The organism is Aliarcobacter sp. (assembly GCF_041672065.1).
Classification (GTDB): domain Bacteria; phylum Campylobacterota; class Campylobacteria; order Campylobacterales; family Arcobacteraceae; genus Aliarcobacter; species Aliarcobacter skirrowii.
The window spans coordinates 16330-36241 of the sequence record NZ_JBAZAH010000013.1; the positions used below are offsets into that span (position 1 = coordinate 16330).

The 19912-nt window shown below is 25.0% G+C and carries 16 protein-coding genes; 10 read left to right on the forward strand and 6 right to left on the reverse strand.

The features are described 5' to 3' along the window. Nucleotides 1-9 precede the first annotated feature (9 nt). Complete coding sequence (gene fliW, locus WC168_RS03495) at nt 10-384, forward strand: flagellar assembly protein FliW (protein ID WP_372617553.1); 375 nt, start codon at nt 10-12, stop codon at nt 382-384. On the opposite strand, the gene WC168_RS03500 is transcribed toward fliW, so the two are convergent. Then, nucleotides 379-2226 (reverse strand): RNB domain-containing ribonuclease, encoded by a 1848-nt coding sequence (locus tag WC168_RS03500; RefSeq protein WP_279133968.1) that lies wholly within the window; start codon nt 2224-2226, stop codon nt 379-381. The two genes, fliW and WC168_RS03500, sit on opposite strands and share 6 nt — an antisense overlap. 89 nt (nt 2227-2315) lie before the next feature. On the opposite strand from WC168_RS03500, the gene ilvC reads away from it, so the two are divergent. The 8 genes from ilvC to WC168_RS03540 all read left to right on the forward strand — a co-directional run bounded on the left by ilvC (nt 2316) and on the right by WC168_RS03540 (nt 12893). Continuing rightward, nucleotides 2316-3338 carry a ketol-acid reductoisomerase gene (gene ilvC / locus WC168_RS03505; RefSeq protein WP_066351408.1) on the forward strand — a complete coding sequence of 341 codons (1023 nt, stop codon included), beginning with the start codon at nt 2316-2318 and terminating at the stop codon, nt 3336-3338. 39 nt (nt 3339-3377) lie between these two features. Continuing rightward, the gene (locus tag WC168_RS03510) at nt 3378-4490 is read left to right on the forward strand and encodes a divergent polysaccharide deacetylase family protein (protein ID WP_372617556.1); all 1113 of its coding nucleotides are present in this window, start codon (nt 3378-3380) and stop codon (nt 4488-4490) included. Between the two features lie 39 nt (nt 4491-4529). Beyond that, entirely contained in the window at nt 4530-4730 is a 201-nt protein-coding gene (locus WC168_RS03515; RefSeq protein ID WP_372617558.1) for a DNA-processing protein DprA, read from the forward strand. Between the two features lie 159 nt (nt 4731-4889). Next, a complete protein-coding gene (locus WC168_RS03520; RefSeq protein WP_372617560.1) occupies nt 4890-6746 on the forward strand; it encodes a class I SAM-dependent DNA methyltransferase in 1857 nt (618 codons plus the stop codon). 1 nt (nt 6747) lies between these two features. Further along, nucleotides 6748-7716, forward strand: a complete 969-nt coding sequence (locus WC168_RS03525) for a restriction endonuclease subunit S (protein WP_372617562.1) — start codon at nt 6748-6750, stop codon at nt 7714-7716. Nucleotides 7717-7778: 62 nt separating this feature from the next. Further along, nucleotides 7779-9530 (forward strand): ATP-dependent endonuclease, encoded by a 1752-nt coding sequence (locus WC168_RS03530; protein WP_372617564.1) that lies wholly within the window; start codon nt 7779-7781, stop codon nt 9528-9530. Then, nucleotides 9517-11148: a UvrD-helicase domain-containing protein gene (locus WC168_RS03535; RefSeq protein ID WP_372617566.1), complete on the forward strand. Its 1632-nt coding sequence runs from the start codon at nt 9517-9519 to the stop codon at nt 11146-11148. The genes WC168_RS03530 and WC168_RS03535 overlap by 14 nt, the downstream gene beginning before the upstream one ends. Nucleotides 11149-11213: 65 nt before the next feature. Continuing rightward, complete coding sequence (locus tag WC168_RS03540) at nt 11214-12893, forward strand: hypothetical protein (protein WP_372617568.1); 1680 nt, start codon at nt 11214-11216, stop codon at nt 12891-12893. Between the two features lie 107 nt (nt 12894-13000). Here the strand turns inward: WC168_RS03540 and WC168_RS03545 are convergent, their stop codons facing one another. From WC168_RS03545 to WC168_RS03565, 5 genes are read right to left on the reverse strand one after another with little or no spacing between them, the layout of a single operon-like run. Next, nucleotides 13001-14086 (reverse strand): hypothetical protein, encoded by a 1086-nt coding sequence (locus tag WC168_RS03545; RefSeq protein ID WP_372617570.1) that lies wholly within the window; start codon nt 14084-14086, stop codon nt 13001-13003. A 44-nt stretch (nt 14087-14130) separates the two neighbouring features. After that, nucleotides 14131-15285, reverse strand: a complete 1155-nt coding sequence (locus WC168_RS03550; protein ID WP_372617572.1) for a TniQ family protein — start codon at nt 15283-15285, stop codon at nt 14131-14133. Continuing rightward, entirely contained in the window at nt 15282-16220 is a 939-nt protein-coding gene (locus WC168_RS03555; protein ID WP_372617574.1) for a TniB family NTP-binding protein, read from the reverse strand. The genes WC168_RS03550 and WC168_RS03555 overlap by 4 nt, the downstream gene beginning before the upstream one ends. Before the next feature lie 12 nt (nt 16221-16232). Beyond that, on the reverse strand, nt 16233-18074 hold the full coding sequence (locus WC168_RS03560; RefSeq protein ID WP_372617576.1) for a Mu transposase C-terminal domain-containing protein: 1842 nt from the start codon (nt 18072-18074) through the stop codon (nt 16233-16235). Beyond that, nucleotides 18071-18712, reverse strand: coding sequence for a TnsA endonuclease N-terminal domain-containing protein (locus tag WC168_RS03565; protein WP_372617578.1), 642 nt, complete (start codon nt 18710-18712; stop codon nt 18071-18073). The genes WC168_RS03560 and WC168_RS03565 overlap by 4 nt, the downstream gene beginning before the upstream one ends. A gap of 129 nt (nt 18713-18841) precedes the next feature. On the opposite strand from WC168_RS03565, the gene WC168_RS03570 reads away from it, so the two are divergent. After that, a complete protein-coding gene (locus tag WC168_RS03570; RefSeq protein WP_372617579.1) occupies nt 18842-19780 on the forward strand; it encodes a hypothetical protein in 939 nt (312 codons plus the stop codon). The last annotated feature ends 132 nt before the right edge of the window (nt 19781-19912 follow it).

The following is a 19912-nucleotide window of genomic DNA, read 5'->3' on the forward strand; positions in this document are numbered from 1 at the left end:
GGGTCATAAATGTATAAAATTGTTTTACCAATTTTAGGATTTGAGAATAACGAAAAACTGGATATAGAAAAAATTGATGAATATTTTTCTTATTTGAAATTTGAAGATGGTTCAAAAATTTCTATTGTAAACATCAATATATTAAGTAGAGTATCTTTTGATTTTGAAATTGATCAAATATCTTTAGATAAATTAAAGATTAAAACAAAAGATGATTTTTCTACATATTTTGTTTTAGTATCACAAAATCCAGTTGAACACTCAATTATAAATCTTGTTGCTCCTATTTTTGTAAATGAAAAAGAGAGACTTGTTGGTCAATATGTTACAAGCGAAAAAGTTGAACCTTATTTAGCATCTTTAAATAAGTGTATAAACTTATAATATTTTAGCAACTATTAATTTAGTTGCTAAATCACTTGATACTATTTTAACTTTATGTTTTGAAAAAAGTTTTTGACCTTTATAGTTCTCTAAAACTACTTTTAATCCGATTATCTTATCATAACAAACAGCTTTAGCTCTTTCTGTATCAACTATTTTTACTTTAATTTCACTATCAATATTATCATATGCCCATCTTGCATATTTTCTATCTTCAAAATCCCAAACAAGTTTATCTATTTTTCTCTCTTGTTCTGATATATGAGTACAAATATCATCTATATTTTTTGGTAACTTTTTGGTTTTTAAAATACGATGAAGAACTAAATCTGAATATCTTCTAATAGGACTTGTAAAGTGAGAGTATGATTTAAATCCTAAACCAAAGTGACCTAAGTTTTTTGAACTATATTTTGCTTGAGTAAGACTTTGAATAATAAGCTCATCAACTTCATCTCTAATTAGTGCCCTACTTGATTCTTCTTGAATATGAGTAATAGTTTTGTGAACATTTTCTTGAAGTTTTACTTTTACTCCTAAAATATTTACATCATCAACTAGCTTTGATAAAGCTTTAAAATTTGGCTCTTCATGAATCCTAAATATTCCTAAATTTCCAACTTTTTTACTAGCTTCAATATTTGCTAATAACATACACTCCTCTATTAATTGATGAGATGGTGTAGAGTTTTCAACTTCAATTGAATCTAATAAATAGTTTTTTAATTTTAATCTATTCTCAATAGTTCTAAAGTCATAACCTATTTTTAATCTATCTGCTCTAAACTTTTTTGTAATTTTATATAAAGGTAGTAAATAATCAAAAATCTCTTTTTCTAAACTATTATATAAATCAAATTTACCTTCTAAAACTCTATCAATTCTACCATAAGAGAAATTTCTATGATTTTTTATAATTGCTGTAAAAAGTTCACTCTTTTCAACTCTTAACTTTTTTAAATCTAGTTTTAATTTAAAAACATAGGCATATCTATCTTGTCCCTCTTTAAGTGAACATAAATTTTCACTCAATGTTGCTGGTAACATTGGCAAAGTTCTACTTGGCAGATATATAGTAGATGATTTTTTAAAAGCTAAATTATCTAAAGGACTACCCTCTTTTACAAAATATGAGACATCTGCAATTGCTACAAAAAGTGTGCTATTTTTCTCATCAAAATATATAGCATCATCATGATCTTTTGCACTATTTGGGTCTATTGTACAAAATGGCAATTCTCTTAAATCAACTCTTTGTTCTATATCTTCAATAAAATCATCAGCTTCAACTCTTTGTTTATCTCTATAAAGTTCTTCATGTAGATATAAAGAGATAAACTCATCTATTTTTGCATCATTTAAATTTCCAATAAACTCAATCTCTTCAAACTCTTTATTATCTACTATCAAAACATCACTCTGTTTATACTTTGAAGCTTTAGAACTATTTAAAAAGATATTCTCTTTTAAAGTAACAAATGTTTTATCTTTAACATAGACTAAAATTTCTGCTTTTTTACCATCTAATACTTTTTCAATTTTTGCTTTTATTTTACTTCTTGGATTAAATATACGCTTTGCTAATACTAAATCATTGTTAAATGCGCCATTTAAACTATCTAACTCCAATTTTATATTTTTTATTGGATTAGTTAAATCCTCTAATATTGCAAAATTCTTCTCTATTTTTAAAATTCCAATCTTATATTTAGAATTTATCTCATATCTATTATCATTTTTTATAACTATTTTATCTTTAATATACTTTTCTAAAATTTCTAATTCACTATTTTGAAACTCAAAAATCTCTTTTTCTATTTTTATAAATATCTCTTTTAACAACTCAAATCCTTTTTTAATTCTATCATTATATTATATTTAGTTAAGGTTTTGTATAATCTTACAAAATTTTCAAAAATAGAGGACTAGAAATGGCAGTAAATGTATTTTACGACAAAGATTGTAATATTGAGTTAATAAAATCAAAAAAAGTTGCGATGATTGGATTTGGATCACAAGGTCATGCACACGCTGAAAACTTAAGAGATAGCGGTGTTGAAGTTGTTGTTGGATTAAGAGAAGGTGGATCTTCTTGGAATAAAGCTGTTGCTAAAGGTTTTAAAGTTTTAACAGTAGCTGAAGCTACAAAAATTGCTGATGTTGTAATGATTTTATTACCAGATGAGAGTCAATCTGAGATTTACGAAAAAGAGATTAAACCAAATTTAAAAGCTGGTGCTTATTTAGCATTTGGACACGGATTTAATATTCACTATAAAAGAATTATCCCATCTGCAAACATGAATATCATGATGATTGCACCAAAAGCTCCAGGACATACAGTTAGAAGTGAGTTTGTTAAAGGTGGAGGAATTCCAGATTTAATCGCAGTTCATCAAGATGCATCTGGTGATACAAAACAAGTTGCTCTTGCTTATGCTAGCGCAATTGGTGGAGGAAGAACTGGAATTATTGAAACTACTTTCAAAGATGAGACTGAAACAGACCTATTTGGTGAGCAAGCTGTTCTTTGTGGTGGAGCAACTGCTTTAGTTCAAGCTGGATTTGAAGTATTAACAGAGGCTGGTTATGAGCCAGAAATGGCATACTTTGAGTGTTTACATGAGTTAAAACTAATTGTTGACTTAATGTATGAAGGTGGAATTGCTGATATGAGATACTCTATTTCAAATACAGCTGAATATGGAGATTATGTTTCTGGTCCTAGAGTTATCAATGATGAGTCTAAAAAAGCTATGAGACAAATTCTTAAAGAGATTCAAAATGGTGTATTTGCTAAAGATTTCATACTTGAAGGACAAGCTGGATATCCAAGAATGAATGCTGAAAGAGCAAATACAAGAGCCTCTTTACTTGAGCAAACGGGTGTAAAACTTAGAAATATGATGCCATGGATTGCATCTAAAAAAATAGTAAATCAAGAGACTAACTAATTATTTTAAGAGGTTATCCTCTTAAAATAAAGCTTTATAATGAATAAAAACAATCAAAAAACAAAAAACAATTCAACTAAAAAAAGAACTAAAACAGCTAGAAAAAGTGCTGTTGTTAAAAGAAATGTAACTAGAAAAGTATTAGCTAGAAACTTTTTAGTAGCTCTTTTTTTAATTGTAATTTTGCTATCTTTTTCATATTTCTTATTAAATAAAAGTCTTGAAAAATCAGTAGTTATTGATACTCCTAAAGTATTACAAGATAAAAAAGAGTATTCAAATGACGAGGTTATGAATGAGATTTTAGAGACAAAAGGTTTAAAAGATGATGTTTTACTCTTTGAAAAATCTTTACAGATACAAGAGAAAAAAGAGAAAAATTTATATGAAGAACCTATAATTGAAACACAAGAAGAGATAATAGAAAAAAAAGATATTAGAAAAAGTGATGACAAAGGTATAGTTACAAAAAAAGATAAATTTATTCCAAGTAAAAACAGTAAAGCTAAAATTGTAATTGTAATAGATGATGTTGTAAGTCAAACTCATATAAATAAGATTTTAGATATAGGTTATCCAATAACTATGTCATTTCTACCACCAACACCAATGCATATAAACTCTGCAAAAATTGTATCAAAATTAGATTTTTATATGATACATTTCCCACTTCAAGCTTCAAGTGCATTTAAAAGTGTAGAGATAAAGACATTAAATATTGATGATACTTATAAAAAAATTGAGTCTAGAGTAAAAGAGTTAAGAAAACTATTTCCAAATGCAATTTATACAAATAACCATACAGGTTCTGTTTTTACAGAGAATTATGAAGCTATGGATAGACTATTTCGTGCATTAAAAAAATATAATTTTATATTTGTTGATAGTAAAACTTCACCAAACTCTGTTGCAAAAGAGTTAAGTGTAAAATATAAAATGCCATATATTGTAAGAGATACATTTTTGGATAATGAAAGAGACTTTACTAAAATTCAAAATCAACTAAAAGAGGCAATAAAAATAGCAAAAAAACAGGGATTTGCTATTGCTATTGGACACCCTTATGATGTTACTTTTAAGGTATTAAAAGAATCAAAATATCTATTTGAAGATGTTGAACCAATATTTTTAAATCAACTTCCATATTTATAAAATTTTAGTTAAACTTTAAAAAAATTTTAGGAAGTAACTATGATAAATTTAGTTAATTTTAAAATAGATGAATTAAACTTGATGAAAAAATATCCACAAGAGCTATATTACATTGGAAATTTAGAGCTTTTGAAAAAAAGAAAAATTTCAATTGTAGGCACTAGAAGACCAAACTCTTACACCAAAGAGTTTACGCATAAACTATCTTCAAATGTCATTTCTAATAATAAATGGAACTAAACAAGAATAAATAGAACTATTATAATTCAAAATTTTAGATACATAAATAAACAATCAATAAATATATTAAATTTATATGATTATAACTTAAATGTAAGTATGATAAAAGTTTTACATAATGAAATTACATAAATGTTGATATAAAGGGGAAAGCTAATAATGTCAAATGAGAGAATTACGGAAAATTTAGTAAGAGATAGATTAAGAAGTTTAAACTATTATGAACCTGATAATAGTATCACAGTTGAAGAACAAAAATCTGAAGTACAAAAAGTTAAAAAATTATTAGCAAAGTCTAGTAAAAAAGGTTCAGGTAATGGTGGATACCCTGAATTCATTATTACAAATACGCTAGATACTGATTTTATTATAGTTATAGAATGTAAAGCTGATGTTAAAAAACATGAAAGTGATAATAAAGATAAACCAGTAGATTTTGCGGTTGATGGTGTTTTGCATTATGCAAAATTTCTTTCAAAAGAATATACTGTTTTAGCTATTGCAGTAAGTGGTACAACAGAAGATTCTCTAAAAATATCTAATTTCTTAATTCCTTGCGAAAGTAATAATATAAAAGTACTTACTAATGAATCATGTAAAATAGTAGATACTATTGTTACATTTGATGATTATTACAGATTATCAGCTTTTGATCCAGAAGTTGAATCGAAAAGACATCAAGATCTTATTGCATTTGCAAGAAGCTTACATGAATTTATATGGACTAGAGCAAAAATATCAGAAGAAGATAAGCCTTTGTTAGTATCTGGAACATTAATTGCTCTAATGAATAAATCTTTTTCAAAATCTTTTAAAAATTATTCTGCAGAAGATATGCCAGAAGAATGGTTAAGAGCAATCAAAAAAGAATTAGAGAGTGCTGATATACCTCAAGCGAAAAAAGACACTATGTTACAACCTTATGCAAATGTTGCATCTCAACCAAATTTAGGTAAACCAGATTCAAAACTTATAAAACAGTACCCTCAAGGTGTATTATACGAAGTAATAAGAGAAATAAATGATAACGTTTGGCCTTTCATAAGTGTATATCATAATTTTGATGTTGTAGGACATTTTTATGGTGAATTTTTAAAATATACTGGTGGAGATAAAAAAGCATTAGGAATTGTATTAACACCAAGACATGTTACAGAATTATTTTGTGATATAGCTAATGTTAATAAGAATGATAAAGTTTTAGATATTTGTGCGGGTACGGGTGGATTTTTAATATCAGCAATGCAATCAATGCTAAAAACTGCTTTAACTCAAGAAGAGAGGATTGATATTAAAAAAAATAGGCTGATTGGAATAGAAAATAATCCTAAAATGTTTGCTCTAGCAGCATCAAATATGATTTTAAGAGGAGATGGAAAAGCTAATTTACATCAAGGTTCTTGTTTTGATGATGCTATAACAAAATCTATTAAAGAACTCAAACCAACTGTTGGATTTCTAAATCCACCATACTCTCAATCTAAAAGTGATGTAGAATTACATGAATTGTATTTTGTTAAGCATATGTTAGATCAATTAAAAAAAGGTGGAATTGGAGTAGCAATTGTTCCTATGAGTTGTGCTATTAGTCCAAGTCAAGCAAAACAAGATATCTTAAACAAACACACATTAAAAGCTGTTATGAGTATGCCAAATGAACTATTTTATCCTGTAGGTACAATAACTTGTATTGTTGTTTTTGAAGCTCATAAACCTCATTTAGATTCAAAAAAGAAGTCTTGGTTTGGATATTGGAAAGATGATGGATTTGAAAAAACTAAGAATATGGGAAGAATTGATTTAAAGAAAAAATGGGAATCAATAAAAGATAAATGGATAGAAGCTTATAGAAATAATGAAGTGCATGCTGGAGAATCTGTAACTGCATATGTAACAGCAGATGATGAATGGTGTGCAGAAGCTTATATGCAAACAGATTATAGTCAATTATCACAAAAAGAATTTGAAGAAGTTGTAAGAAAATTTGCTATACATAAAATTTTAACAGAGAAATAAAATGACTATTTTAGAAGATATATTTAGTGTTAGATATGGACATTCATTAGATTTAAATAAACTTGAGATTACTGATATTGATGATCCTAATGGTGTAGCTTATGTTTCTAGAAAATCACAAGATAATGGAATCGCAGCTTATGTAAAAAGAATTAATGGTGTAGAAACTGGAAAAGCAGGAGAATTGTCTGTTGCACTAAGTGGTAGTGGTGTATTATCAACATTTATACAAACTAGAGAATTTTATACATCATATCATGTTGCAATTTTAACTCCTAAAATAAAATTATCAAATATTCAAAAATTATTTTACAGTTATGCTATTTTCAAAAATCAATATAAATTTAGTTGGGGTAGACAAGCTAATAGAACTATTAGAAGTATTAAAATTCCAAATATTAATGAAATTCCTAATTTCTTGTATAATATAGATTTAAAAATTGAAGATAATATTAAAATACCACTAGAAAATAAAAAATATAATTTGAATACAGATGATTGGCGTGAATTTATTTTGGATAAAATATTTGATATTAAAAGAGGTACATTTGGTTCTAAGCCTAAAAAAATAGGAAATATACCTTATATTAGTTCAACTTCAAAAGATAATGGGATTAGTGGTTATTGTGATATAGATATAGAAAATATTTATAATACTAACTCAATTACTGTTGCAAACAATGGAAGTGTTGGTGAAGCATTTTTTCATGATTATAATTTTGTTGCATCAAGCGATGTTTCTATATTAAAAAATCCATCAATTAACAAATATAATGCAATGTTTATAATAACCGTGTTAAAACAAGAAAAATTCAAATATCAATATGGAAGAAAATGGGGACTTGAGAGGATGAATAAATCCACAATATCACTTCCTAGTTTTTATAATGAAAAAAATAAGTCTTATGAACCTAATTGGAAATACATGGAAAATTATATAAAATCATTAAGTTTTAGTTCTGCCATTTAAAAAAGAATTCATCTCAAAATTTATCATTTATACTAAAAGTAAAAAGGGGAAACATATATAAAATGAAAATATCAGAAGTCAACATAAAAGGTTTTAGAAACTTTAAAAATGCCAAATTTAAATTTAATAAACATACTGCCCTGATGGGATTTAATGACATTGGTAAAACAAACTTAATATACGCCATTAGATTATTGCTTGATAAAAATATTTCTGAATCTGATATGGAATTGAATGAAGCTGATTTTTTTGCATATGAAAATACAAATAGTATTGAAATCATTATAAAATTTGATGAAGTTACTGAAGATTTTGTTTTATCTAAATTAAGGGAATTTGTGTCGGAAGATGGTATTTTATATTTAAAATATACCATACTAAAAAATGATTCTGAATTCAAATTATTTATTGGTTCATCATTGACTTTACTAGAAGAAATACAAGGAAGATATTATTTAAAAGCATTCAATTTGAAATATGTTGGAAGTTCAAGAAACTTATATTCATTTATCCAAAAAGAAAAAAAACTTTTAATTGATAAAGCTAAAGAGGGGAGGAATAGTAATGATATTGAAAATGATACTGCAATAGAAAATAAAGTAGAAACGAGCCTTAAATCTTTAAATAAAGATGTTAGAAATATTACATATGTAAAAAATGCAACTAATAAAATAAATGATGAATTAAATAAATTATCATTTAAGAATGAATCACAAAAATTAGTCTTGGATATGGCTGGAGATGATATAAACGCTCTTTTAGGAAAGGTAAACTTAGCTGCAGAAACAAATGAAAAATTCTTAACAGTTGGAGGAGATGGAAAACTCAATCAAATATTTTTAGCTTTATGGACTAATAAATATAACAGCGATATAAATGAACTTAATGAAGTATCTTTTTATTGTATAGAAGAACCTGAAGCACACCTACATCCACATCAACAAAGAAAATTATCTGAATATTTAGCTGAAACTCTAAATAATCAAGTAATTATAACCACACACTCTCCACAAATTATTTCAGAATTCAAACCTAATTCAATAATTAAATTATATCAAAAAAATGGGGCTACTTTTGGAGTTAATGACGGATGTAGTAGTGAAATTGAGGATGAATTATTTAATTTTGCACACAGACTAGATATTATTTCAACAGAAGCATTTTATGCAGATCTAGTATTCTTAGTAGAAGGGCAATCAGAAATACTTTTCTATAAAGCTCTTTCTAAAGCAATAGGTATTGATTTAGATAAATTAAATATTAGTATTCTTATGGTCGATGGAGTAGGATTTAAACCGTATATTAAAGTTTTAGAGTTACTTCAAATACCTTGGATAATGAGAACAGATAATGATATTTTTAAATTACCAAAAAATGATAAATATAGATTTGCTGGAATTCAGCGTTGCATGGATATTTATAAATCTTTTATCATTTCTAACGAAGAAGAATTAAATACTACTTATCAAACTCATCTAGATAATATACATGGAGTTACATTACCAGCCAACGCAGGAATAATAAAATCAACTATTGAATTAAAAACATTCTTAGAGCAATATAACTTATTTTTGTCACAAAAAGATTTAGAAAATGATTTAGTTAATAGTCCTCTGCTCACTAAACTGAAAGAGTTTTATGACTTAACAACTAAAGATGAAATATTAGTTGAAATGCAAAATAGAAAAGGCGGTTCGATGTTTGAATTTCTTCAAAAACATCAAAGTGATTTATCCATATTATTAACTGATCCAATTAGCTTACCATTATTGAAATGTAAAGAAATTATAGAAGCAATTAATGACACCGACTAATGAACAAAAAAATATAATTAACGCTTCTGGTAATATTGTAGTTGTAGCTAGACCTGGCAGTGGGAAAACATTTGTTTTGTCTGAAAAAATAAGAGAATTATTACCTTTTATGAAAAGCCATGAAGGAGTAATTGCAATATCTTTCACAAATAAAGCAAGTAAAGAATTAAAAGATAGAAGTCTCAAAGGAGGTTTTAATAAAAAAGAGTCGTTTTTTGGAACTATTCATAAGTTTTATATATCTGAAATAATTTTATCTTTTGGAAAACAAATTTTTGGCTTATCAGAAAATAAAATTCATATTATAGATATAAACGAAAATTCTTTAAGTAATGATGAATTAGAATATATTAAATATATTGAAAAAAACTTTAATTCATCTGACTCAACTCATACTGATTATATAACTTCTTTATTCCGTCAAGGAAAAATTTATATTAATCTTATAGAAGTGTATGCTATCTATATATTTGACAACTCTTCAGCATGTCGTAATTATTTAAAATCAAAGTACAAATTTGTCATTATAGACGAATTTCAAGACTGTGGGAAAGAACAGTTTGAAGTGTTCATGAAACTTAAAAATTTAGGTTTAACAGCCATTGCAGTTGGAGATTTAGATCAGTCTATATATGAATTTACAGGAAAAAGTCCAGAATTTTTATCTGCTTTAATAGATGATAGTGATTTTACTACATTCTCTTTGAGTAGAAATCATCGTTGTCATCCATCAATCATAAATTATTCATTATCACTCATAAGCCATAATGTTGAATTACTTGAAACTGATGATATAAGAGTTTATCATAGAAATATTAGTGGAAATGAAATTAGTATCGCGACTTGGATTGACAAACATATTAAAACAATATGTAATTATTTAGGTGTTGAGTCTTTATCTAATGTTGCTATTCTCACGAGGGGACATAGAACAGCTACACTTCTCGATAATAATATGAGAACTCCCCATAGGGTCTTAAAGCAATCATCACTTGAATTGGACAACAATCAAGTTTCTCAATTATTTGATAATATTTTAAAATTTTCTTATGATACAAAACGAACAATAACAGAAGTAATAGAAATGTTTATTTTATTAGACAAATTAAAATCTAATGAACAAAAAAAGCTGTTAGAGTATTTTGAAAATATAAAATTAATGTTGAATAGTACAGAACCTAATTTTGAAGAAATTAAAATCTTATTTAAACAAATTGCTGAAAAATTAATACCTAGTCAAAATCAAGAAAATTCGTTAGAATTATTAAATAATGTTTTAAATCATGAATTAGAAATATATTCAGTAGGCTCAAATGATGAAATACAAATAATGACTTTACATAAATCAAAAGGGCTTGAATTTGACATTGTATTCCACTTAGATCTATATGAATGGATACTACCAAATAAACGTCCTGGCTTAAATAATGATTTCAATAACCCTATTTATAGTAATTGGAAGCAAGATTTGAATTTACATTATGTTGGTGTAACTAGAGCAAAAAAAGCATGTATCCTGTGCACAAGTACAAAAAGAACCAATGAAAAAAATGAACAAAGAAATGGAAATCCTTCTGAGTTTTTATCGTTAAATAATATACAAAATATAAGAATATGATATGCAAAATAAATAATTTTTATATTATTTATTATCTATAAAGTTACTCTATCATATAATTTTTTATGGAAAAAAATAATAAACCTATACTTGAATTTTTTAATAATAATCCAAATACTTCTTATGAAATTATTTTTGTATTAGATATAGATTATTCTGGCTATCCTTACTATTACAGAGTTTTAGTTAAAGATATTAAAACAAATTTTTATACAACAGTTCTAATTCCACCAGAATTATTAAGATACAGATATAAAATAGGAAATATTTATAAAGGAAATAAAATAATTGGTAAGAATAATATTATTAAATCATCAACTTTTAATATTGACACTACAAATGAACTCCAAATACAAACACTCAAAGAGGTAATTAGTGAATCTGACTTGCATTTAGTTAGTTATGATTATTTTAAGAACTTTTATTTAAAACAGTGTTGTTATTTACTTGATTGTGATGATTTTAAATTAATAATACCAACTTATACTATTGCTAATAGATTTTATTTTCTTTCTTCTTCAATGAAAAAAGCAGTATTTAATAATTCTCTTTCATCACTATGCGAAGATACAAAATTTTATAAAGACGGAGATATAGTTTATATTTCTGTACGTTCAACTGCAGCAAAAAGAGATTATCCATTTATTTGTAGATTTTTAGAGAATAGTGACTCTAAAGAAAATTTTAGCTATTTTATTAATCAAAAAAGTAGTCAAGAAAAAACAAAACCATTTGGACAAATAAAGGCTAATTTCCCAACAAAAGAAGAATTTGAAATAGATGCATCATATATTGTCTTAAATAATTCACCTAAACCAAAAATTTTAGTACTTGATATATTTAATGATTCATCATCTTTTAATTTTACAAAAATTAATGTAGAGAAATACACTTCAAAATTTGGAAAATCTTCTATTGAAATTAATATCCCAGTAAATATAAAAAAATTCAAAAAGAAAAAGTCCAATAAAATAGAAAAAATAATTAAAACAGGTATCCCTTCTTCCATTTATAATATAAGTTTAGATGGTGATACAGCTAATAAAGATAGAAATACTGAACACATTGAAATAAAAATTGAAGATATTTATAAAATTTCAGAAGGTGAAATGACGACTGAATTTACAAGTGATATAGTTAATCCAACATTTGAAAATGCAGAAGCTATTGGCTCTGATAAACTAGTTCAATGCATCTATTCATTTTATGGAGAAGGTGAAAATAATAGCATTAATATATTTAACATAAATGATTTTTATATGCTTTTTAATCTTCTATCACAAGAAATTGGAGTTGAAGCTATTGGTATATCAGATTTAATTAATATCACTCCAAAAGAAAATAGTAAAAAAAATATTTCTACAAGATATTATCTTTCATCAAAGAAGAATAGAAATTGCTTATATGCAGATTTTTTATACAATAATAGATATATCTTTATTATTGAAATTGAACTGGATAAATTATGGCAAGGTATATCCACATGGTTCTTTATTTCAAAAAATACTGAAGATTTTGAACTTACAGAAGTTATTATTCAAGATATAATAAGTTATTATATAGGAGAATGTAAATCATATGATGATTTAATGGAATATGTTTATATTAAATATAATTTAGTTATGTATAAAAAGGCTCATGTAAAAAAAACTGAAGAAGAATACCTATTATGCAACTGGGTTGATGATGTTATTTATAATTTAAAAAGAGAAATAGAAAACATTAAAAATATAAAAAAAGGGTGAAAAGTATAACTCTTCACCCTTTGCAACAAAGAAGATTAATCTTCTTCTCCCCAATTAAATATAACATTCATTTTAATTCCTTTTAAAATTGTTAAATTAAAAAAATACTACCTATCTCTTAATGCAACAATTGAAATACCTTCTCCTGGTAGTAACAATCCATCTGAAACGTGTAAACTTATAACCTTACCCTTTAAAACAGGGTGTATTTTATCACTAGATTTCTTATTTAAGCCTGAAAAAAATCTTAAAGTTAAATAATCTTTTGTATTTACGGAAACATTTTCATCGTGATACTGTATTGAATAATTTAGTGTTGGTCTCTTGAAAATATGAGAAAAAGATATATCATCATAAAGTGTCACTATCTTAATTTTCTTTTCTACAATTAATTTTTCTTTAAATTTAACTTTAAAAGGACTAAATGTACCATCTTTATCTTCTTGAATTTGACGTTTAACATCTTCTTGAATTCTTATGTTATCCAAGTCATCTTTATCTAAAGTTTGTTCTTTGAACTTGCCATCTCTTATTTCTTTTGAATAATCCATACTTTTACCATCACTTTTAATATTTAAATAAGTTAATTCTTGTGTTACACAACTATCTGCTAAACTTAAACTTAATGGAAAAAATCTTTTTGAAAAAATATCTATTTCGACTTCTTCTTTATTCTTTGTATTATTAATTATTTCGTACTTTATTTCATATTCAATGTTTACATAATTTTCTTTTCTTTCATTAACATAAAGTACAGAATTATAATATTGGAAAAATGTGTTAAAATCTTTATTATGATGTGTTCCTTTTGCCATTTCATAAAAGCTATCATTAATCATAGTTAGTATTCTATTCGAGTAATAATTGTTTCTATTACCATACAGCAGTCTAGATTGTATACTCTTATTAATTTGTTCTAATTCTTCATCTTTGAAATTTTCTAATGATGCAGGCTTTAAGAAAATAGTTTTTACAAAACTACTAGTAACTTCTTTTATAAATTTTTCTTTAAAAACTATTTCAAAAATTCCACCAATAATTAAAATTGAACCTAGTGCATTAGATAAATTTCTTAAAATATCAAATATTGGATGTGCATTTTCTGGAATGAGCAGATATACTATCAAAAATATCAACCCTATTATCATAAAAGCTGAACTTGCAAATTTTGAGAAAAAACTTTTTTTATTCATTAATCATTCTTAATTTAATTTAGATACTCAGATTCTATCAAAAATCATTTTGTTATTTCATTAAATTTTTTAAATAAATTCTTTAAGTGATTATATGAACTAAAAAAGTTATATCCCAAGAGCTTTGTTAAATTAGCTTGATTAACTAAAATATCTCTTTTTTTTAAATATTTTATTCCATTTAATATTTCTTCTTCACTTATCATTCTTGAAAGATAAACTATTTTAGGAGATATTTCATTAACTGATTCTTCATACCAATATGGAACTACTTTGATATCTCTAACCATTTCAAAATATGATAATTGATTTTGAGTAATATATAATTCTAATTTTTTTGGGAATTCCTCAAATATAGATAAAATTATGCTAAATAAAATATACTGTTCTTTTATTGATATTTGAGATAAAAAAGTTTTACTACTCAAAAAATATTTTTTAGAAATTTTTTTTAATATTTTATTCTCAATAGCATTAATTGTAATTTTCTTTGATGATAATATCAACTTACTGATATGAGAAATCATATCAAAAAATAAAAAAGAATATATGAAATAATCTCCTAATTGAATATAGCCTTTTTTCAAAATATTTATTAAATTACAATTAAATTTGTAATTAAGTCCCTTTTTTAGATAATTAACGCTACTATGTGACAATTTAAAACCGCAATTAGAGCAAAATTCATATACTAATTCATTATTAAACATTTTAAATAATGAAATTGGAGTTCTGCATTCAGGACATTTATCCAACAAGTAACATTTATGTTTTTCACAAAATGTTGAAAATATTACTCTATGCTCTTTTTTAATATAAGGTATTTTGTCTTCTTGCCAACATTTAGGGCAGAACCTATAATTTGTTAAAAATTTATTATTACCATTACGAATTATTTCTTCTTGTAAATATCCATCATATGATTTCATTGTCATATTTCTTAATTTTAAAAAACTAAATGATGTTTTTATACTTAATACTTGAAGAATTTCATCAGATACTGTAGCATCTATATTTGAAGTTATACTATAAATAAATTTATTTTTTGGAAAATGTAAATTCCAAAATGTTCTTGGATGAGTTTTGTGAGCATATGCGCATCTTGCAAACCATGAAGAAAAAATCTCACCTTCTAATGGTTCTGGAACAATTAAAAATCTTGATTTTTCAATCAATGGATTTTTAATTTTTTTAATCATATATCTTTTAAACTCTCATTTTTATGAACATTTTTTAAACTATTAAAATCACAATTTTTAAATTCATCAATAGTAATTTGTTCACTTCCTGTTCTTATTGCATATATTGCAGATTCTTTAAGTAAATTAATTATTTCACCAATATATCCTTCTGTTATTTCAAGTATTAATTCTGCTGCATTTTTATTCAAAATATTTGATTTCTTTTTTAAAGGCAACATACTTAAAATTGTTGCCAATAAAGTAATAAAATCTTTATTCATTTTCCATTTTGTTAAATACATAGGTCTAAATCTACTACTTATTTGGCTATTGGTACTAATGGCTCTTAAAGCATCTTTTGTACCTGATAAAACAATTGGTATTTTTAATTGATTACTTAAATTTTTAATTGTATCCATCATTGCATTTCGTTTAAGTGATGAAGCACCTAAAATGTTGTGTATTTCATCAATAATTAACATTTCAACATTCAAACTATGAAAATAATGTTCAACCAATTTCTTTTTAGCTGCTGTTGTATCTCTTTCTTTATATTCGGCATTGAGTGTACTCAATATTTCAGAATATAATCTTCCTTCTGTTACTTCTGTTGGTGCAATAATATAAATTACTGGCATTCCTGTTGCATGATATTCACTAAAATATTTTTCTCTTTGTTCTTCTATGGTACAAAGATTTAAATCATAATTCTTATGTAAAGTTTTAAATCTTTCAAGTAATGAAGTTTTTCCATTATTACTTGAACCAACTAATAAAATACTAGTAACTCTTAGTTTACCTTTCTCATATCTAATTAAATCTTCCATTTTTTGTAAAATTTCAGAAGCTGAAGGATAATCTATCCAATATGTTTTTGAAATATATTCAAATCTTTCTTCATCAGTTTTTAAAAGAATTTCTTTTGTTTCAGCTGTTAATTGAATATCATCCAAATTTAATCCTTTTTATTTCTTATGAATATCAAATAATTTAATATCTGAAAATAAATCATCTAAACTATTGTCTTTTTGAATAGGTTTATCTTCAACTTTTTTAGATTCTTTTATATCTTTCATTTTAATAGATTTTGTTTTACGCAATTTTGCTTTTCTAGTATTTGACACCGCTTCATCTTCGATTTGCTCTAGAATATAATATGCTTCAAAAATATCATTTTCATTATAATTCTCTATATTTTTTTCTTTTAAATATTTCTTTGCACTATTTAAATCCCATAAAGTCATTTCAGGTGCTTCTATTTTTTTATAATAAATTTCAAAGTACTCTTCAAGTTCAGGGTCAAAGAAATATATTTTTCTGATATTTAATGGGTCTCTTTTTATTTTGAATTTTAGTTTGTTTCCTTTTTCATCTTTTCTATTAATCCAATGACGCAATACATCTCCGTAATAATTAAGTCCATCAAGTGTTATACCATCTCTTTGAATAGTTCTATAAATTGCAGGTAATAAAGTTATTCTTATATTTTCTTTATCTTCAAGTATATCAGGTAGCTGTCCAACACCAATATTTTCATCATCTCCAAAAATTCCTATCTCATACTGTTTTGCAGGAGTATTATTAATACCTAAATGAATTTTATTATGATACTTGATAAAATATTGTGTTAACCATCGAATTAGTTCTTTTAAACTAAATGATGCTTTTTTTACAGAATCATATCCATCTCTATCTTTTATATTTGAACCAGTTGTTCCTGGTAAATTGTGCACTTCATTTTTTAGTGTCGAGAAAAAACGTTCAATATGAGAACCAAATTGAGGTTCCCCTACAGGTCTTTTAACCAATGTTATATTTAATTCAGAGCAAACTCTTTCCATATCTAATCCAACTAGCTCAGCACCATTATCAACATGAATTATTCTAGGTATTCCATAAATACTCCATTCCCCTTCAATATTTTGCTCTTTTAAAAATTCATTTTTAGGTAAAAAAGTATTGTATAGACACTGGTTTACACTAAAATAACCCGTTGAATGCAATGATAAGTAAAATCCAGCAATCATTCTTGAATAAACATCAATTGCTAAAGTAAGAGTTGGTCTTCCAATAGGTCTTCTATATTTTTCGTCAACTAATATTATATCTAATGGTGTATGGTCAATTTGAATTACATCCATAGGACATAAGCCATCAGGAAATTGTCCTTCAAAATTACCAAATTCCCTATTTGCTCTGCGAGAACTATGTCTTCTTTTGAGAGCCAATTTTGGGTCAATTTTTTTGATTCTATTTCTTATTGTATTTTCATGAGGAAATTCTACATTTTCAGCTTGACATTGTTGTTTTATTTTTCTAAATATTTTATTTAAACTATATCTTTGTTTATTTAAATATAACTCTTCAATTGTATTTACAATAATTAATTCAACATTAGGATCTAATCTACTTCCTTTTTTACCCCTATTTTTTGTATTTGGTACCAATGAACTTTTTTGTTCATTTTCTTCATATTGTTTAATCCATCGATAAACTGTAGTATATGCAATATTATGTTCTTTTGCTAAATCTATAACTTCTTGCTTTGTTCTGCTTACAAAAAGTAAATCTTTTATTATTTCGTATCGTTTTTCTGCTATTGCCCATTCTTCATCAGTAATATTATCAAGTAAAATAATCTTTTTATTTTCTTCTGATGATAGTTCTGAAATAAGTACTTCAAATTGAATATCTGGATTTTTTATAGATTGAATTCGTACAGAGTAAAAATCAATTATTTTTATAATAATATATTGTTCATTTTGGTAAAAAACTTTTTCATTTTTTTTGATTTTTAATTTACTCATTTTAATCCTTTGGGATTAATTATTGAAGCCATTGTAATTTTTTTTGTAAAATCTACACATCTAGGATTATTAAATACCAAGTTCCAAATATGTGGAATATATTTTAACCTATCAAATTGATTATTTGTTATTCTATCTAATAATTCTTTTATTTGTATCTGTATATTTAATTTCAAAAGTTCATTTTTGATTTTATCTTCTATTTCTTTATTTTCTTTAATAAATGCGAAATTGTATATTATTTTTATATTATCCATATAAATTTTATCGATATTTGCATCTGTAAAAATAAATAATTCTAAATTTTTTTCTTTTTTGATTTTTTGTTTTTGTAATTCGATTTTTTCTTGAAGTTCTCTATCGTTTTGTATTTTAAATATTGGTTTTACTTCAAATACTTTTTGTGTACCATCAATATAATTTACTAATGCATCAGGAGTATATCTTCTTTTTTTATCTTGATATATATAATAAATATTAAAAGGTTGTTCTTGATAACTTGTAACAGTTTTATCAAATTCAAGCAATAAATAAAAATCATGCTCTAGTTTTGATTCAAAATTTATTTGTCTTTTATTTTTATAACTTGAGAAATATCCTGTTACAGAAATATGACTTTTTTTTATTTTTCTTATCAAATTTATTAACCTTTTAAGAAATTAAAATAAAATTAATTTTATTATATAATACCTATAATTTTATAATATTATAAGATAACTAAATATCATTATGAAAATATGTTTATACAATAAATTATAAGGACAAAAATGAGTAAAGAATTTACACTAATACCAGGTGGAACTGATATATATCATGCAAATAAATATGTAGAAATCACAAAAAATTCAGAAATATATTTGTATAAACATACTCCTAGATCAACAAGTAAATATTTTGGGTATTGTACGGGAGGATGTAATTTAAAAGTTTTTCTTTCCAAACCTACTTCAATAGGTGGGGATTATTTTTTTAAACATGTTAAAGGATATTATACACATATTGAACATCATCGTATGCTTTCTTGTAAATATTATGAACCAAGCAGAGGAAGTTCAGAGCAACCTGTTAAACTATCACCAATATACTTAGATGAGATAATAAAATTTATTAAGGAAAATAGTTATTGGATTTTTAAATATATAAATGCTTATATTATTAAAGATTTAGGAACAATGAGCAGTGATTATTATATACAGATTATCAAAAATATTTTTGTTGAAAATATTAATAATCTTTCAACTTCAGATAGAATTTCAACTAAATTATTGCCTTATAATATCCTTGAATTAATGTTCGGGAATGGTAAAATAAATTACAAAAATATTAAACCACAAACAATAAACTTTTCTAAGCTAATAGCTAAATTATCTACTAATGGTATAAAATATTTTGATTATATTCTATTCATTTTAAAAGGAAATAATTTATTAAGAGATGTATTAGGTCTTGAAGTAATACAATCAAAAGAATATGGAAGAGATTTAATAAAACCCAAAACATTAATGAAAATAGAAATACCAATCCATATAAATGAACTATCAGTATATATTAGTAAAAATAAAACAAAGGATGTAGAATTATTTTTACTATCAGATAATGAAATTAAATATAAATATGAACCAAAACAAGCTAATATTATTATTGAAAATAAGATTAGATATAACAAAATTGTTAATGAAATAGAAAGTTTGTTTTTTAGTAAATAAACTAAATTGTTGAGACGCATGCACTTGGCCACACAAATGCATAAACATTTGGCCAGTTGAATAGTTAAAAAGTATTCTTGGTGTATTGTAACATAAGTGGCCAAATGTTTTTATTTTTTTGCTAAATATTCT

What these genes read in the sequence shown, in the direction of transcription:
- fliW (WP_372617553.1), top strand. Translation starts at nt 10, where the DNA reads ATGTATAAAATTGTTTTACCAATTTTAGGATTTGAGAATAACGAAAAA.
- ilvC (WP_066351408.1), top strand. Translation starts at nt 2,316, where the DNA reads ATGGCAGTAAATGTATTTTACGACAAAGATTGTAATATTGAGTTAATA.
- WC168_RS03510 (WP_372617556.1), top strand. Translation starts at nt 3,378, where the DNA reads ATGAATAAAAACAATCAAAAAACAAAAAACAATTCAACTAAAAAAAGA.
- WC168_RS03515 (WP_372617558.1), top strand. Translation starts at nt 4,530, where the DNA reads ATGATAAATTTAGTTAATTTTAAAATAGATGAATTAAACTTGATGAAA.
- WC168_RS03520 (WP_372617560.1), top strand. Translation starts at nt 4,890, where the DNA reads ATGTCAAATGAGAGAATTACGGAAAATTTAGTAAGAGATAGATTAAGA.
- WC168_RS03525 (WP_372617562.1), top strand. Translation starts at nt 6,748, where the DNA reads ATGACTATTTTAGAAGATATATTTAGTGTTAGATATGGACATTCATTA.
- WC168_RS03530 (WP_372617564.1), top strand. Translation starts at nt 7,779, where the DNA reads ATGAAAATATCAGAAGTCAACATAAAAGGTTTTAGAAACTTTAAAAAT.
- WC168_RS03535 (WP_372617566.1), top strand. Translation starts at nt 9,517, where the DNA reads ATGACACCGACTAATGAACAAAAAAATATAATTAACGCTTCTGGTAAT.
- WC168_RS03540 (WP_372617568.1), top strand. Translation starts at nt 11,214, where the DNA reads ATGGAAAAAAATAATAAACCTATACTTGAATTTTTTAATAATAATCCA.
- WC168_RS03545 (WP_372617570.1), bottom strand. Translation starts at nt 14,086, where the DNA reads ATGAATAAAAAAAGTTTTTTCTCAAAATTTGCAAGTTCAGCTTTTATG.
- WC168_RS03550 (WP_372617572.1), bottom strand. Translation starts at nt 15,285, where the DNA reads ATGATTAAAAAAATTAAAAATCCATTGATTGAAAAATCAAGATTTTTA.
- WC168_RS03560 (WP_372617576.1), bottom strand. Translation starts at nt 18,074, where the DNA reads ATGAGTAAATTAAAAATCAAAAAAAATGAAAAAGTTTTTTACCAAAAT.
- WC168_RS03570 (WP_372617579.1), top strand. Translation starts at nt 18,842, where the DNA reads ATGAGTAAAGAATTTACACTAATACCAGGTGGAACTGATATATATCAT.